This is a genomic window from Streptomyces sp. NPDC058741 (assembly GCF_042746715.1).
GTDB lineage: Bacteria > Actinomycetota > Actinomycetes > Streptomycetales > Streptomycetaceae > Streptomyces.
Map to the genome: position 1 here is coordinate 33,891 of NZ_JBHYQH010000020.1, position 15,588 is coordinate 49,478.

General features: G+C 73.4%; 10 protein-coding genes. 5 read left to right on the top strand and 5 right to left on the bottom strand.

Annotated features, from left to right (window positions below):
• Nucleotides 1-24 precede the first annotated feature (24 nt).
• Complete coding sequence (locus tag ACFW6P_RS18060; RefSeq protein ID WP_386424091.1) at nucleotides 25-6,672, top strand: SDR family NAD(P)-dependent oxidoreductase; 6,648 nt, start codon at nucleotides 25-27, stop codon at nucleotides 6,670-6,672.
• Between the two features lie 113 nt (nucleotides 6,673-6,785).
• Here the strand turns inward: ACFW6P_RS18060 and ACFW6P_RS18065 are convergent, their stop codons facing one another.
• Genes ACFW6P_RS18065 through ACFW6P_RS18075 form a run of 3 tightly spaced genes read right to left on the bottom strand, consistent with a single transcriptional unit; the run spans nucleotide 6,786 to nucleotide 9,915 of the window.
• Nucleotides 6,786-7,583 (bottom strand): sugar phosphate isomerase/epimerase family protein, encoded by a 798-nt coding sequence (locus tag ACFW6P_RS18065; RefSeq protein WP_386348733.1) that lies wholly within the window; start codon nucleotides 7,581-7,583, stop codon nucleotides 6,786-6,788.
• Nucleotides 7,584-7,615: 32 nt separating this feature from the next.
• Entirely contained in the window at nucleotides 7,616-8,767 is a 1,152-nt protein-coding gene (locus ACFW6P_RS18070) for a dihydrodipicolinate synthase family protein (protein ID WP_386424093.1), read from the bottom strand.
• Entirely contained in the window at nucleotides 8,764-9,915 is a 1,152-nt protein-coding gene (locus ACFW6P_RS18075; RefSeq protein WP_386348187.1) for a Gfo/Idh/MocA family protein, read from the bottom strand. The genes ACFW6P_RS18070 and ACFW6P_RS18075 overlap by 4 nt, the downstream gene beginning before the upstream one ends.
• Before the next feature lie 291 nt (nucleotides 9,916-10,206).
• On the opposite strand from ACFW6P_RS18075, the gene ACFW6P_RS18080 reads away from it, so the two are divergent.
• A complete protein-coding gene (locus ACFW6P_RS18080) occupies nucleotides 10,207-11,256 on the top strand; it encodes a LacI family DNA-binding transcriptional regulator (RefSeq protein WP_386348190.1) in 1,050 nt (349 codons plus the stop codon).
• Between the two features lie 106 nt (nucleotides 11,257-11,362).
• On the opposite strand, the gene ACFW6P_RS18085 is transcribed toward ACFW6P_RS18080, so the two are convergent.
• A complete protein-coding gene (locus ACFW6P_RS18085) occupies nucleotides 11,363-11,557 on the bottom strand; it encodes a hypothetical protein (protein ID WP_386348193.1) in 195 nt (64 codons plus the stop codon).
• 191 nt (nucleotides 11,558-11,748) lie between these two features.
• Here ACFW6P_RS18085 and ACFW6P_RS18090 point away from each other — a divergent pair, with 191 nt between their 5' ends.
• Together ACFW6P_RS18090 and ACFW6P_RS18095 are read left to right on the top strand one after the other, a co-directional pair.
• On the top strand, nucleotides 11,749-12,348 hold the full coding sequence (locus ACFW6P_RS18090) for a dihydrofolate reductase family protein (RefSeq protein ID WP_386348195.1): 600 nt from the start codon (nucleotides 11,749-11,751) through the stop codon (nucleotides 12,346-12,348).
• 140 nt (nucleotides 12,349-12,488) lie between these two features.
• Nucleotides 12,489-13,292 (top strand): sugar phosphate isomerase/epimerase family protein, encoded by an 804-nt coding sequence (locus ACFW6P_RS18095; protein ID WP_386348736.1) that lies wholly within the window; start codon nucleotides 12,489-12,491, stop codon nucleotides 13,290-13,292.
• A gap of 23 nt (nucleotides 13,293-13,315) precedes the next feature.
• Here ACFW6P_RS18095 and ACFW6P_RS18100 read toward each other — a convergent pair whose 3' ends face one another.
• On the bottom strand, nucleotides 13,316-14,275 hold the full coding sequence (locus ACFW6P_RS18100; protein ID WP_386348197.1) for an EamA family transporter: 960 nt from the start codon (nucleotides 14,273-14,275) through the stop codon (nucleotides 13,316-13,318).
• Between the two features lie 127 nt (nucleotides 14,276-14,402).
• On the opposite strand from ACFW6P_RS18100, the gene ACFW6P_RS18105 reads away from it, so the two are divergent.
• Nucleotides 14,403-15,320 carry a LysR family transcriptional regulator gene (locus ACFW6P_RS18105; protein ID WP_386348200.1) on the top strand — a complete coding sequence of 306 codons (918 nt, stop codon included), beginning with the start codon at nucleotides 14,403-14,405 and terminating at the stop codon, nucleotides 15,318-15,320.
• Nucleotides 15,321-15,588: the final 268 nt, after the last annotated feature.

Sequence of the window (15,588 nt, forward strand, 5' to 3'; positions counted from 1 at the left end):
GCGGCTTCGGCACCCGGCCGACGTGTGAACACGGCCGGTGAGCTGCGGCCGGTTCTGCGCCGGCTCGTCGCCGAGAGCGTCGCCGTGCCGGAGGCGGAGATCGACGACAACCGTCTCCTGGTGGACTACGGGCTGACCTCGCGTGCCGCCGTCGGGCTGGCCGGCCGTCTGGAACAGATGCTGGAACTGCCCCTGCCGGCCACGCTGATGTGGGAGGCCCCGACCATCGAGCAGCTCGCTCAACGTCTCGGTGAGGTCCAGGAGTCGGCGGGGCAGGAACACGACGACGAGGAGCGGGGGGCGCGGGAGCGGGTACCGGGACAGCCCTGTCCCATTGCCGTGGTCGGTCTCGGCTGCCGCCTCCCGGGGAGCGTCACCGGCCCGGAATCGTTCTGGAAGCAGCTCGTGGACGGCCGTGACTTCGTCGGGGACCTGCCCGCGGGGCGCCGGCACACCGTCGCGTCCGCCCTCCGTACCGCCACGGGTGTCGAAGAGGTGGTGGGGCAGGGCGCCTTCCTGGACGACATCGACGCCTTCGACGCGAGTTGCTTCGGCATCACCCCGCGAGAGGCGGAGGTGATGGATCCGCAACAGCGTCTGCTCCTCGAAGTCGCCTGCGAGGCCCTGGACCATGCCGGACGGCCGGCGCACTCCCTCGCGGGCAGTGACACGGGCGTGTTCGTCGGACTCAGTGCCGTCGAGTACGGGCACCTGACCACCGCCGATCCCCACCGCCTCACGCCGTGGACCACCACGGGCGCCGCGGGAAGCATCGCCGCCAACCGGCTGTCCTACCTGTTCGACCTGCACGGCCCCAGCGTCACGCTCGACACGGCCTGTTCCTCCTCCCTGGTGGCAGTGCACCAAGCCTGCGCCAGCCTGAGCACCGGCGAGTGCGACACCGCTCTGGCCGCCGGGTCCAACGTCCTGCTGCTGCCCACCATCACGGCCTCGTTCGAGCAGGCGGGGGCGCTGGCGGCGGACAGGCGCTGCAAGCCGTTCGACGCGGCGGCGGACGGCATCGCCCGCGGAGAGGGGTGCGCGGTCGTCGTCCTGCGGCGGCTGGACGACGCGCAGCGCGACGGCGACCGCGTCCTGGCCGTCATCAAGGGCACGGCGGTCAACAGCGACGGCAGATCGGCCGGACTGATGGCACCCAACCCGACGGCTCAGGAGAACCTGCTGCGCGACGCACTGGGCAAGGCAGGGGTGGAGCCCACCACGATCGACTACGTCGAGGCGCACGGGACGGGCACCCTCCTCGGCGACCCCATGGAAGCCGGTGCACTGGGGGCCGTCATCGGACACGGCAGGCCCGCCGACCAGCCACTGCTCATCGGCTCCGTGAAGAGCAACCTCGGACATCTCGAAGGCGCCGCGGGGATCGTCGGTCTGGTGAAGACCGTCCTCGCCCTGCACCATGGCCTTATCCCGCCCACCTTGCACTTCCGGACACCGAACCCGCACATCGACTTCGACGAGCTGCGGCTGCGGGTCGTCTCGTCCCCCACCGCATGGCCCGAACGAGGGACCCGGCCGGCCCGTGCCGGCGTATCGGCTTTCGGCTTCGGGGGCACCAACGCGCACGTGGTGCTCGAGCAGGCGTCCGGCGGCGCCACGTGCCGCCGGGACGCGCCGGGGCACGGCTCCGAAGCGCCCTCGCAGCACCGGCACGTGCTGGTCGTGTCCGCCCGGTCCCGGCAACGCCTGCAGGACGCCGCGACCGCGCTCGCCCGGCTGACGGCATCCGACGACGCCCCTCCCCTGCGGGACCTCACGCACACCCTCGCCCGGCACCGCAGCGGGGAGGCCTGCGCCGCCGTGATCGCACGCACCCACGAGGAGGCGGCCCGCATGCTGGCGGCTCTCGCACGCGAGGACGAGGGCGTGGGCGTCGTCATGCCCTGCCTGGACCACTCGGCGGCACAACGGGGTGAGGAGCGCCGACCGGTCTTCGTCTTCTCGGGGCACGGCTCCCAGTGGAAGGACATGGGGCGGCAACTCCTCGCCGGCGATCCGCTCTTCGAAGCCGAGGTGCGTGCCCTGGACCCCGTCTACCTGGAGCAGACGGGCAGCTACTCGCTGAATGACCTCCTCGACTCGCCGGCCGGGCAAGGCGTCGACCACACGCAGCCCGCGCTGTTCGGCCTGCAGGTCGCGCTGGCACGCACCCTCGCGGCCTACGGTGTCCGGCCTGCCGCCGTCATCGGCCACTCGGTGGGAGAGGTGAGCGCCGCGGTGATCGCCGGTGCGCTCACCCCTGCCGACGGCCTGCGCGTCGTACGCCACCGCTCGGCACTGCTGTCCGCCATCGACTCCCAGGGCTCCGGCGCCATGGCAGCCATCGAGCTGCCCGTCGGGGAACGAGCCGGTGTCCTGGGGCGGTTCCCGGGGGTGGAGATCGCCGTGCACTCCTCTCCGTACCGGTGCACCGTCTCCGGGCCGGCGGAGGCGGTACGCCGGCTGGTGGACGAGTTGTCCGCGCGGGGCCGGCTGACCCGTCTGCTGAACGTGGGCGGGGCGGGTCACTCCCCGGCGGTGGAAGGCGTCCTCCCGGAACTGCGCGAGGCCCTCAGCCCGCTGTGCCCTCGTCCGGCCGAAGTGCCCTGGTACTCCACCGTCCTGGACGAACCACGCGAACACGCCGTCGCCGACGCCGCCTACTGGTGCGCCAACGTCCGGCGCCCCGTACGGCTGCACCAGGCGGTCGAGGCAGCCGTCCGTGACGGGAACGACGTCTTCCTGGAGATCTCGCCGCACCCCGTCGCTCTCGTGCCCGTCAGCGAGTCCGCCCAGGCCGCGGGCGGCACCCCGGACCGGTTGATCGTCCCGACCCTCCACAAACGGGGCGACGAGCCGGCCGACCTGCGCGCCGCGCTCGTCCGCCTCCACTTCGCGGGCGTGCGCGTGGACGAGGAACTGCTCTGGCCGGCGGGCCGGCGGGTCGCGCTCCCCAGCCCGGCCTGGCGCCATGAGCGCTACTGGTTCGACCGGGGCGTGACCGGTGTGCCTGCGGGCTCGGCGCACGGCGACCGGACGCTCGGCCTGCGCACGGACGATCCCCGCGGCGACGCCGTACTGTGGCAGGCCGATCTCGGAACGGCGGGCACGGACCGGCCCGAGTGTCTCCTCCACGGACAGCCGGTGCTCAACCTCCCGCGGGCCGCCGCGCTCGTGATCGCCGCGAGCCGGGAGGTCCACGGGCACGACGCCGTCACCGGTCTGTGCCTCGAGGACCTCACCCTCCACCAGTGGCTCCCCCTCACCAGGAGCACACCGGTCACCATCGCGTGGGAGACCGCCGACGACCACGCGACCGTCACGGTCAACGCGCGTGCCGCGGACGGTTCCTGGCGCTGCCACGCGTCCGCTCGGGTGCGTGTCCGTACGGACCCGCCGGCGGAGGAACGTGACGGCGCCGCCGATACGCCGGCTGTCGTCGGCCGGTGGGTACCGGCCGATGCGGCACCTGGCGAACCGGCCTCCGCACACTGTGAGGACCTCCTCACGGCGCTGCTCTACGCGCCGACGCGTACGCCGGAGCCCGCTGAGCACGGCTTCCCTGGTCCCGACCGGTCCCCGGTCCCCACTGCTGTGCGTTTCCTTCACATCGAGCGATTGTCGACGGACGAACCGGTCACCGTCGAAGGGCTGCGGCCGGAGCCCTCGCCGCCCGTGCGGCGCGGAGCCGACGACCGTGCCGTCCCGGGCGGCGTCAGCCCGGCCTGGAACCTGGAGGCGCGCGGGGCCCGGACCCGGGTGAGTGCCCGAGGAGTGGAGTTCCGCTCCACCGACCGCCACGAGGTTCCCAGGCCCCTGGACGCACTCAGTTACGAGATCCGGTGGCGCAAGTCGCCCGTTCCGCTGCCCGGGCGACTGGACCGTGTGCTGCTTGTGTCCGACGAGCCCGCCCTCCGCACCGAGGGCAGCGTGACGGCCGCCCTCGAAGCGGCGCTGCGACACAAGGAGGTCAGGACCACCACGTGCGCGAGTTCGTCCCCCGACGTGGAGCGGGTGCTCGCGGACTGGCTCGGCGGCACCGGCCAGGACGAGCGCACGGCCGTGGTGCTGCTCCTGGTCGGGCCGTCCGCCGGTCCCGGGGACACCGGCGCTCTGCACACGGCGTTCGCGATCGCGCGACGGCTCTGTGCCGGCGGGGCCGAAGGCCGTCCCCGGCTGTGGTGCGTCACGCAAGGGGCCCGGTCAGTGAACCCGGGGGAACCCGGAGAGCCGAGGCTGGCCTGCCTGCGCGGGCTCGTACGAGCGCTGGCCCTGGAGGAGCCCGCACTGCGGGCGACTGTCGTGGACGCGACACCTGCGTCGGCCGACGAACTCCTGCAGGAACTGCTCGGCGACAGCCAGGAGGACGAGGTCTCCTGGCGAGCGGGTACCCGGCTCGTCGCCCGCCTCACCTCCGCTGAGCCGACCGCCCAGCAGTACGAGAAGCCCTTCGTGCGGCGGGACGGCGCCTACATCATCACCGGCGGCTTCACCGGTCTCGGCCTGGCGACCGCCGGGCGCCTCGCCGGCCAGCGCGCGGGCCACCTCGTCCTCAACGGCCGACGCGCTCCCGCGCCCGAGGCGCAGCGGGTCATCGCCGAGCTGCGCGGCCGGGGAACGGCCGTCACGGTGGTCCAGGGGGACATCGCCGAACCGGGAGTGGCCTCACGCCTGGTGCGGGCCGCGACAGACCAGGGCCACGAGCTGCGCGGCGTCGCGCACTGCGCGGGTGTCCTGCACGACCGGCTGATCACCGATGTCGAAGCGGACGACGTCGACACCGTGCTCCGCCCCAAGGTGATCGGCGCGATGCGCCTCGAAGAGGCTCTGGGCGCCCATGACCTCGACTGGTGGGTCTTCTACAGTTCGGCGGCCGCGCTCATGGGCTCGCCCGGTCAGTCCGTCTACGCGGCCGCCAACGCGTGGCTGGACGCCCTGGCGCAGCGGCGCCGGTCGGAGGGCAGGCCGGCGACGTCCATCGCCTGGGGTCCGTGGAGCGGTGCCGGTGGTGTCCCCGACGGCCGTGCGACGGCGCTGCGGCCTCTCGGCAGGGAAGAGGGACTGGACGCGCTGCAGACGCTCGTTGTCCACGACCGGACACACACCGGGGTGGTGCACTTCGACAGCGACCGGGTGTTGGCGGCCTACCCCGGTGTCTCCTCCGTCCCCTTCTTCACCGATGCGGTGGAGGACGGCGCCGACGCCGGAGAGGACGGCTGGGCGGGGCCCGACGGCATCGAGGCGCTGGGCGACGGTGCGGCGGGCAAGGTCCATGGGCGTCTGGTCAAACGAGTCGCGGCCATCATGGGCTTCGGGGTGCCGGACCTCGACGAGACGGTGCCCCTCCCCCGGCTGGGCCTGGACTCCCTCATGGCGGTCCGCATCCGTCACGCGGTCCGGCAGGACTTCGGCGTCGAACTGCCCCCCGACCTCATGCTGCGGGGTGCGACGCTCCAGGAGGTCGCGGACACCGTCCGTGAAAGCCTCGGGCTGGGGGGAGACACGGCCGGCACCGGCACCACCGCCGAGGCACCCACCGAGGCGACGGCTACGCCTCCCTCCCCGCCTCCCGTACCTGCCCTGCCCACCTCCATCCAGCCCCGTGACGCCGCCGAGCGCCTGGTGGCCGGGGCCTGGGGCGAAGTCCTGGCGGAGCGTCCCCAGGACATCTACAGCGACTTCGCCGCAGCCGGTGGGGACGAGCGCACGGCACAAGGACTGGTGGAGACCATCCGTGGCCGCCTGGGCGGTGTGGCCCTGGATCTCACCGCCGAGTCGGTGCTGGAGGAACGGACGGTGGCCGACATCGCGGAGCTGATCCGACCGGCGGTCAACTCACCTGGCAACCAAGCCGTCACCGTTCTCCGGGCCCCGCTGCCCGGCAGCGGGAAACATCCGCTGTTCACCTTCCACCCGGCCGGTGGCCCCACGTCCGTCTACCAGCCCCTCGTCAAGCTGCTGCCCTCCGACCAGGCCGTGTACGGCATGGAGCGCTTCGACGACGGGGACACGCTGGAGGAGAAGGCCGCGACCTACGTCTCCCTCATCAGGGGTCTGCAGCCTGAGGGCCCGTATCACCTCCTCGGCTGGTCCTTCGGCGGCTGCCTCGCGTACGAGACCGCCCTGCAACTGCGAGGATCGGGGGCACGCGTCGGGTTCCTCGGACTCATCGACACGATCCTTCCCGCCGCGCTGCCCGACCTCGGCCCGGACCAACTCATCGAACGCTTCAGACGGTTCACGGAGTATGTGCGCACCACCTATGGACGCGAGCTGCATCTCTCGTACGACGAGCTGGCACGCACCCCCGAGCGGCGGCACATCGACGTCGTCATGCGCAAGGTGGCCGAGGCCGGTCTCGACATGAGTCCAGGGATCATGGAACACCAGCGGACGTCGTACATCGACGCGCGTCTCGGGGAGCGGTACACGCCCCGGCCCACCGACGTCCCCGTCGTGCTCTACCGGGCGCAGCAGCCGCAACCCCTGACGACCGCTCTCGACCCGCGGTACCTGAGAACGGAGGCGGACCTCGGCTGGGCGCCGCTGTGCCCCGATCTCGACGTCGTGCCCGTTCCGGGCGACCACCTCTCCCTCATCGACCCCCCGCATGTCGCCGTCATCGCACGGCACCTCACCAAGGCGCTCGAGGCGCCACACGACCAGCCCTGAGTCCACCGGCGGCCGGGCGGAATCGACACCACGGCCCGGTGGGGTGCCGGCGGGCGCCGACGTCCGGTCCGGCACCCCACGGCTCGCGCTCCGGGCAGGCGTGCGTGACGGCCCTATGCGGCGTGCCGCACGAAGCGTGCCACCGTGTCGGCGAGTACCTCGCGGCCGTCCCGGGCCCACAGCGCGTCGTTGAACAGTTCGACCTCGATGGGACCGGTGTATCCGGCCGCCTCCACGTGTCCCTTCCACTCCCGCATGTCGATCGCGCCGTCGCCGATCTGGCCGCGGCCGGTCAGGACGCCCTCGGGCAGCGGGGTCGTCCAGTCGGCGAGCTGGAAGGTGTGGATACGGCCCGCCGCGCCGGCCCGGGCGATCTGCGCCGGGGCCGTGTCGTCCCACCAGACGTGGTACGTGTCGACCGTGACGCCGACCTGCCGCGCCGGGAAGCGTTCCGCCAGGTCCAGGGCCTGGGCCAGGGTGGAGACCACGCAGCGGTCCGCGGCGTACATCGGGTGCAGCGGCTCGATCGCGAGGCGCACACCGTGCTGCTCGGCGCAGGGTCCGAGTTCCGCCAGTGCCTCCGCGATGCGCTCCCGCGCGCCGTGCAGGTCCTTCGAGCCCGCCGGGAGACCGCCCGAGACCAGCACCAGCGTGTCCGTGCCGAGCGCGGCGGCCTCGTCGATCGCGCGGCGGTTGTCGGCCAGCGCCTCGGCCCGCTCCCGCGCGTCGATCGCCGTGAGGAAGCCGCCCCGGCACAGCGTCGTCACCGTCAGGCCCGCGTCACGGACCAGCTCGGCCGAGGCCTCCAGGCCGTACGCCCGCACCGGCTCCCGCCACAGGCCGACGTTGCGGACGCCCAGCTCGCCGCACGCCTCGACGAGATCCGGCATCGACAGCTGCTTCACCGTCATCTGGTTGATGGAGAAGCGCTCCGGCGATCCGCTCACTGGTCCACCCCGTACACGCCCAGCAGCGACCTCATGCGTTCCTCCGCCGACTTCGGGTCGGGGAACAGGCCCAGACCGTCAGCGAGTTCGTAGGCCCGGGCGAGGTGCGGCAGCGAACGGGCCGACTGCAGGCCGCCGACCATCGTGAAGTGCGACTGGTGCCCGGCCAGCCACGCCAGGAACACCACGCCCGTCTTGTAGAAGCGGGTGGGGGTCTGGAAGAGGTGGCGGGACAGCTCGACCGTCGGGTCCAGGATGCCCCGGAAGCCCTGGACGTCGCCCGTGTCCAGGGCGCGGACCGCCTGGGCCGCCAGCGGGCCCAGCGGGTCGAAGATGCCGAGGAGGGCGTGGCTGCAGCCCTGGTCGTCGCCGGCGATCAGCTCGGGGTAGTTGAAGTCGTCGCCCGTGTAGCAGCGGACGCCCTTCGGCAGGCGGCGGCGGATGTCGATCTCGCGCCGCGCGTCCAGCAGGGAGACCTTGATGCCGTCGACCTTGTCGGGGTGCGCGGCGACGACGTCCAGGAAGGTGCGGGTGGCGGCGTCCAGGTCCGCCGACCCCCAGTAGCCCTCCAGCGCCGGGTCGAACATCGGGCCCAGCCAGTGCAGGATCACCGGCTCGGAGGCCTGGCGGAGCAGGTGCCCGTAGACCTCCAGGTAGTCCTCCGGCCCCTCGGCGGCCGCGGCCAGGGCACGCGAGGCCATCAGGATCGCCTGCGCGCCCGCCTCCTCGACGACCGCGAGCTGCTCCTCGTAGGCCCGGCGGACGTCCTCCAGCGTCCCGGAGGCGATCTGGTCGGTGCCGACGCCGCAGGCGATCAGGCCGCCGACCGCCTTGGCCTCGGCGGCGGAGCGGCGGACCAGTTCCGCGGCGCCCGCCCAGTCCAGGCCCATGCCGCGCTGGGCGGTGTCCATGGCCTCGGCGACGCCCAGGCCGTGCGACCACAGGTGGCGGCGGAAGGCGAGGGTGGTGTCCCAGTCGACGGCGGCGGGCGAGCCGGGCGACACGTCCGCGTACGGGTCGGCGACGACGTGCGCGGCCGAGAAGACCGTACGGGAGGTGAAGGGGGTGCCGGACGTGACGACGAGGGGCTCGGTGCGGGGCTCGTAGATCCGCGTCGAGCCGTCGCCGTCCGGGAGTCGGATGGTCACAGCGAGATCTCCGGCACCTCGATGCGGCGGCCCTCGTCCGAGGAGGCGAGGCCCAGCTCGGCCAGCTGCACGCCGCGGGCGCCGGCCAGCAGGTCCCAGTGGTAGGCGGCGTCGGCGTAGACGTGCTTGAGGAACAGCTCCCACTGGGCCTTGAAGCCGTTGTCGAACTCGGCGTTGTCCGGGACCTCCTGCCACTGGTCGCGGAAGACCTCGGTGACGGGGATGTCGGGGTTCCAGACCGGCTTGGGGGTGGCCGAGCGGTGCTGGACGCGGCAGTTGCGCAGGCCGGCGACGGCCGAGCCGTCGGTGCCGTCGACCTGGAACTCGACGAGTTCGTCGCGGTTGACGCGCACGGCCCAGGAGGAGTTGATCTGGGCGACGGCGCCGCCCTCCAGCTCGAAGATGCCGTAGGCGGCGTCGTCGGCGGTGGCGTCGTAGGGCATGCCGTTCTCGTCCCAGCGCTGGGGGATGTGGGTGGTGGCGACGGCCTGGACCGACTTCACCCGGCCGAACAGTTCGTGCAGCACGTACTCCCAGTGCGGGAACATGTCGACGACGATGCCGCCGCCGTCCTCGGCCCGGTAGTTCCAGGACGGGCGCTGGGCGTCCTGCCAGTCGCCCTCGAAGACCCAGTAGCCGAACTCGCCGCGCACGGACAGGATCCGGCCGAAGAAGCCGCCGTCGACGAGGCGCTTCAGCTTCAGCAGGCCGGGGAGAAAGAGCTTGTCCTGGACGACGCCGTGCTTGATGCCGGCCCCGTTCGCCAGCCGGGCGAGTTCGAGGGCGCCGTCCAGGCCGGTGGCGGTGGGCTTCTCCGTGTAGATGTGCTTGCCGGCGGCGACGGCCTTCCTCAGGGCCTCCTCGCGGGCCGAGGTGACCTGCGCGTCGAAGTAGACGTCCACCGTCTCGTCGGCCAGGACCGCGTCCAGGTCGGTCGAGACGTGCTCGAGCCCGTGCCGCTCGGCCAGCGCCTTCAGCGCGTGCTCGCGGCGGCCGACCAGGATCGGCTCGGGCCACAGCACGGTGCCGTCGCCGAGGTCGAGGCCGCCCTGGTCGCGCAGGGCGAGGATGGAGCGGACCAGGTGCTGGCGGTAGCCCATGCGCCCGGTGACGCCGTTCATGGCGATACGCACCGTCTTGCGTGTCACGTCGTTCCCTTCGTACGCGGTCGTCGCGCCGCGTACGCCCGACTGGCGAGCGGTGCAGCAAGCGCTTTCTATACAGGGAGAAGCTAGCCTCTGGCGGCGGTCCGGACAAGACGGCGACCCGGACGACCTGTTCGAGGGGGCGAACAGGTGGGGGCCATGGGCTTAAGGTCTGGTCGGAGCCATGGCGGGGAGAGGACGCGGCGAACGTGCCGCGACCTGCACGGAACCATGCCCCCGGGTCTGGATGTGTACGAGGGCGGACGACGAGAAGCGCGACCGGAGGACGACGAGATGACGGTGACCCTGGCGGACGTGGCGGCCCGTGCGCAGGTCTCACCCGCGACGGTGTCGCGCGTGCTGAACGGGAACTACCCCGTGGCGGCCTCCACCCGCGAGCGCGTGCTGAAGGCCGTCGACGAGCTGGACTACGTGCTCAACGGGCCCGCGAGCGCTCTGGCCGCCGCCACCTCCGACCTGGTCGGCATCCTGGTGAACGACATCGCCGACCCGTTCTTCGGCATCATGGCGAGCGCGATCCAGGCCGAGATCGGCGGGCCGGGCGGGCGCGCCGGCGGGGAGCGGCTCGCGGTGGTCTGCAACACCGGCGGCTCCCCCGAGCGGGAACTGACCTACCTCACCCTGCTGCAACGGCAGCGGGCCGCGGCCGTGGTGCTCACCGGCGGGGCGATCGTGGACGCGGCGCACCAGGCGGCGATGGACGCGAAGGTGCGCAAGCTGACCGGCGCCGGGACGAAGGTCGTGCTCTGCGGGCGGCCGCCCGCGCCGGACACGGGGGCGATCGCCCTGACCTTCGACAACCGCGGGGGCGGGCAGGAGCTCACCGAGCACCTCATCGGGCTCGGGCACCGGCGGCTCGGGTACATCGCCGGCCCCGAGGAGCGGACGACCACCCGGCACCGGCTGGAGGGACACCGGGCCGCGCTCGCCGCGCACGGCATCCAGGAGGACCCCGGCTGGACCGTGCACGGCCGCTACGACCGGCGGTCCGGCTACGAGGCGACGCTCGAACTGCTGCGGCGGGACCCGTCCCTGACGGCGGTGGTCGCCGCCAACGACTCCGTCGCGCTGGGGGCGTGCGCGGCCCTGCGGGACTCGGGGCTGCGTATCCCGGAGGACGTGTCGGTGGCGGGCTTCGACGACCTGCCGTTCAGCATCGACGCGGTGCCCTCGCTGACGACGGTGCGGCTGCCGCTGGCGGAGGCGGGGGCCCGGGCCGGCCGGATCGCGATGGGGCGCGAGGAGGCACCGCCCGGGGGGATCGCCTCGGTGCGCGGGGAGTTGATGGTGCGCGGCTCCTCAGGGGTGCCGCGGGTCTCCTGAGGGCTGAGCGGGCGGGCTGCCGAGGCCCCCGCCCGGTCCGTCACCCGCGGTGCGCGGGAGCCGGCGGATCGGCAGTGCTCCGTCCCGACCCGGGTGGCCGCGACGGTCAGGCGTCGTCGAGCCGCTGGAGGACCTGCCCGAACCCGCCGGAGCCGAGCAGGCCGGCGAGCACCCGGGCCGTGTTCTCGATGCCGGCGTTCCCGACATCAGGCCGTCGGAGCACGAGAAGCAGCGCCCGCCCGGCTCCTCGCCGGTCCGGGCCCCCTTCCGTCAGGCGCTCGACCTCCGCGACGGTGCACACGGTCGCGCTCCGACACGGGCCGTCCGCCGGCCGGACCTCGACGTCGACGTTGCACACGACATTCAGGTCTTCTCTCTCGCCGTCGGCGATGAGTTTCGCGTCGTGCGCGGGTCTGCAGTGCCGTCGGTGGCGCCGTCAGGGCGCGGCCTTCAGCGTCGTGATCGCTTGAACGAGAAACCGGAGTGAGTCCCATGCGTATCGCCATCACCGAGTTCATGAGCCTGGACGGTGTCGTGCAGGCCCCCGGCGGGCCGCAGGAGGACACCGACGGGGGCTTCGCGCACGGCGGCTGGTCGCACCCGTACTTCGACGAGGAGGTGCTGGGCGGCGCCTTCGACGCGGCGCTGGGCCGGGCCGACGCGCTGCTGTTCGGGCGGCGCACGTGGCAGACGATGGGGGCGGCGTGGCCCGAGCGGGCCGGGGACCCCTTCGCCGACCGGATCAACGCGCTGAAGAAGTACGTCGTGTCCGACACGCTCACCGAGAGCGACCTGACCTGGAACAACTCCGAGCTCATCCCCGGCGGCCAGGCCGTGGCCCGGATCCGGGAGCTGCACGAGAGCGAGGGCGGCGAGATCGCGATGATGGGCAGCGCGACGCTCGTGCGGACGCTGCTGTCCGAGGGCCTGGTGGACGAGCTCCAGCTCATCGTGATGCCGGTGCTCCTCGGCGGCGGCAAGTCGGTCTTCCCGAAGGACGGGATGAAGCGCCCGATGGAGCTGGTCTCGACGACCACGGCCAGGACCGGGGCGCAGGTGTGCGTGTACCGGGCGGCGACCACGGAGGGCTAGGCCGTCCGACGGCCCTGGTCCCGGGCCGCGGGGTCCAGCAGCACGCGGACGGCCGGGTACGCGACGCGTGCGGATCTTCACGCAACACCGGAGCGACGAAGGGGAATCGAGGGCGGGGGTCGCGGGTAGTGTCCATCGACATGAAGCTGGCGTTCTCCACCCTCGGTGTCCCCGGCCTGCCCCTGCCCGATGTGCTGCGGCTCGCGACCACGAACGGCTACCACGGAGTGGAGCTGCGCGCCCACCCCGAGGAGCCGGTCCACACCGACCTCGACCCGGGGCAGCGGGCCGGGGTGGCGGCCGAGTTCAAGGGCTCGGGCGTGGAACTCCTGGGTCTCGCGGGCTACGCGCGGGTCGCCGCGCCGGGTGATGACGAGCCCGTCCTCGCAGAGATCCGCGCCCTGCTCGACCTGGCCCACGACCTCGGCGCCCCGTACGTCCGGGTCTTCCCCGGCGGGGACCTGGACGTCCAGACGCCGGAGGAGGCCGACGCGACGGCCGCCCGGCGCCTGGGCACGGCCGCCGAGCACGCGAACGACCTGGGCGTGCGGATCCTGCTCGAGACACACGACTCCCACCGCACCGCCGCCGACGCGATGCGCGTCCTCGGACTGGTCGGCCACCGCCAGGTCGGCGCCCTCTGGGACGTCATGCACACCTGGCTCGGCGGCGAACAGCCCTCCGAGTCCTACGCGGCCCTCTCCCCCCACCTCGGCTACGTCCAGGTCAAGGACATCGCCTCCCCGGAGGACCTGACCCCCCTCCCCCTCGGTGAGGGCGTCCTCCCGCTGGCCGAGTGCGTCGAGGTACTCTCCCGCCACGGCTGGGACGGCTGGCTGTGCTGGGAGTACGAGAAGCGGTGGTACGAGTCGGCGGCCCCCCTGCCGGACCTGCTCGGCCCCGGACGGGACCACCTGGCCCGGCTGCTGAACGAGTCCGCCTGAGGCTGGGCCGGCGGCGGTCCGCTTCAGGGTTTCCCCGGCGCCGTCCCGGCCGCACCGGCGTTCCCGACCGCGATCTCGGGGGTGGGCACGGAGGCGGGTCCGGTGGGCCGCGGGCCGGGTCGTGCGCCCCGGCCCGGTGCCAGTGACGTCAGCGCCACCCCGCCCACCAGGAGCGCCGCCGCGCCCCAGCGCAGCGGGCTCACCGGCTCGTCCAGGAACAGGAACGCCGAGGACATGCCGAAGACCGGGACCAGGAGGGAGAACGGCGCCACCGTCGAGGCGGGGTGGTGCCGCAGGAGCAGGCCCCACACGCCGAAGCCGAGGACCGTCGTGATCCAGGCGACGTAGAGGACCGTGCCCGCGCCCTGCCAGTCCAGGGCGCGCAGGGCCGCCAGGTCGCGGGACGGGCCCTCGACGAGGAGGGACAGGGCCAGCAGGGGCAGGACCGGCACCGTGCTGACCCACACCATGAAGTTCAGGGCGTCGGGCGGTGCCGCCTTGCGAGTGATCACGTTGGAGGCGCCCCAGCAGGCCGCCGCCACGATCACCAGGACGAAGGCGCCGAGCGGGCCCGAGGCGCCCTCGTCCGCGGCCGCCACGGCAATGCCGGACAGGGCGACGGCCATGCCCAGCAGGCGGACGGGGGACGGCCGTTCGCCCAGGGCCAGGGCGGCGAACCCCGCGGTGAAGACCGCCTGGATCTGCAGGACCAGGGACGACAGCCCCGCCGGCATGCCCGCGTCCATGCCGACGAACAGCAGGCCGAACTTCGCCACCCCCAGCACCAGGCCCACCGCCACGATCCACCTGAACGCCACCTTCGGGCGTCCCACGAAGAAGACCGCCGGGAGCGCGGCCGCGAGGAAGCGCAGGGCGGAGAAGAGCAGGGGCGGGAAGTGGTCCAGGCCGATCTCGATGACCGTGAAGTTGACACCCCAGACGGCGGCGACCAGGACGGCGAGGGCGGTGTGGGAAGGACGCATGCCCTGAGCATCGCCGCCCCGGACCGTGAAGCACCAGCGATGATTGCTGCATGGTTGGATGAAGCATCGCTAAGCGAAGGCATCGCCGGGCCCGTGGGTCGCCCGGCGGGCCATGGAAGGGGCTCCCGTGCTCGACCTCCAGCGACTGCGCGCCCTGCACGCCGTCTCCGTCCACGGCACGGTCGGCGCCGCCGCCGTGGCGCTCGGGTACACGCCGTCCGCCGTGTCCCAGCAGATCGCCAAGCTGGAGCGGGAGACCCGGACCGTGCTGCTGGAGCGCGAGGGGCGGGGGGTGCGGCTCACCGACGAGGCCCGGCAACTGGTCGACGCCGCCCGGGAGTTGCTGGCCATCGTGGAGCGTGCGGAGACCGAACTGGAGGAGCGGCGGGGCCTGCCCGCGGGGCGGCTCACCATCGCGGCGTTCGCGTCGGCGGCGCGTGGGCTGATGCCGGCCGTGCTCGCCGAGCTGGGCCGCAGGCACCCCGCCCTGGACGCCCGGCTCACCGAGGTCGACCCTCATCTGTCGGTCGACCTGGTGGCGAAGGGCGCCGTCGACCTCGCCGTGGCGCACGACTGGGACATCGCGCCGCTGCCCGCCCCGCCCGGGGTCGAACAGCTCGTCATCGGGGACGACCTGTGCGATCTGCTCGTCCCCGAGGGGCATCCCTTCGCCGGGCGCGACGGCGTACGGCGCGGGGAGCTGTGCGGGGAGCGGTGGATCTGCCAGCCGCCGGGGCGGGTCTGCCACGACTGGCTGCTGCGCACCCTGCGGGCGGCCGGGCACGAGCCGGACATCGTCCACCAGGCCGACGAGAACCCGACCCTCGTCGCCCTGGTCGCGGCCGGGCTCGGCGTCGCGCTCATGCCGCGGCTGGGGCGCGGGCCGCTGCCCCCGGGCGTGGTGGAGGTGCCGCTCGACCCGATGCCGGTGCGGCGCCTGTACGCGCTGTGGCGGACGGGGGCCGCCCGGCGTCCGGCCATCGCGGAGACCGTGCGGACGCTGAGCGCACAGTGGCCGGACGTGTCGGCGCACACACCTCGTTGAGCCCCTGACGCCTCCCCGTCCCGTCGCGGGCACATCCGGGCCGGGCCGGGCACCAACCCGGACGCCTCCCCCGCCCCGACGCGGGGACCGCCGCAGACCCCGCCGCCCGCGCCCGTCCCGACGCGGGCACATCCGGGCCGGGCACCAACCCGGACGCCTCCCCCGCCCCGACGCGGGGACATCCGGGGCGGGCCGGGCACTGCGGCGGGGCCGCAGTCGTCCCGTCCGGGGCCGCAGTCGTCCCGTCCGCAGCCGCCGGAGCGTCACC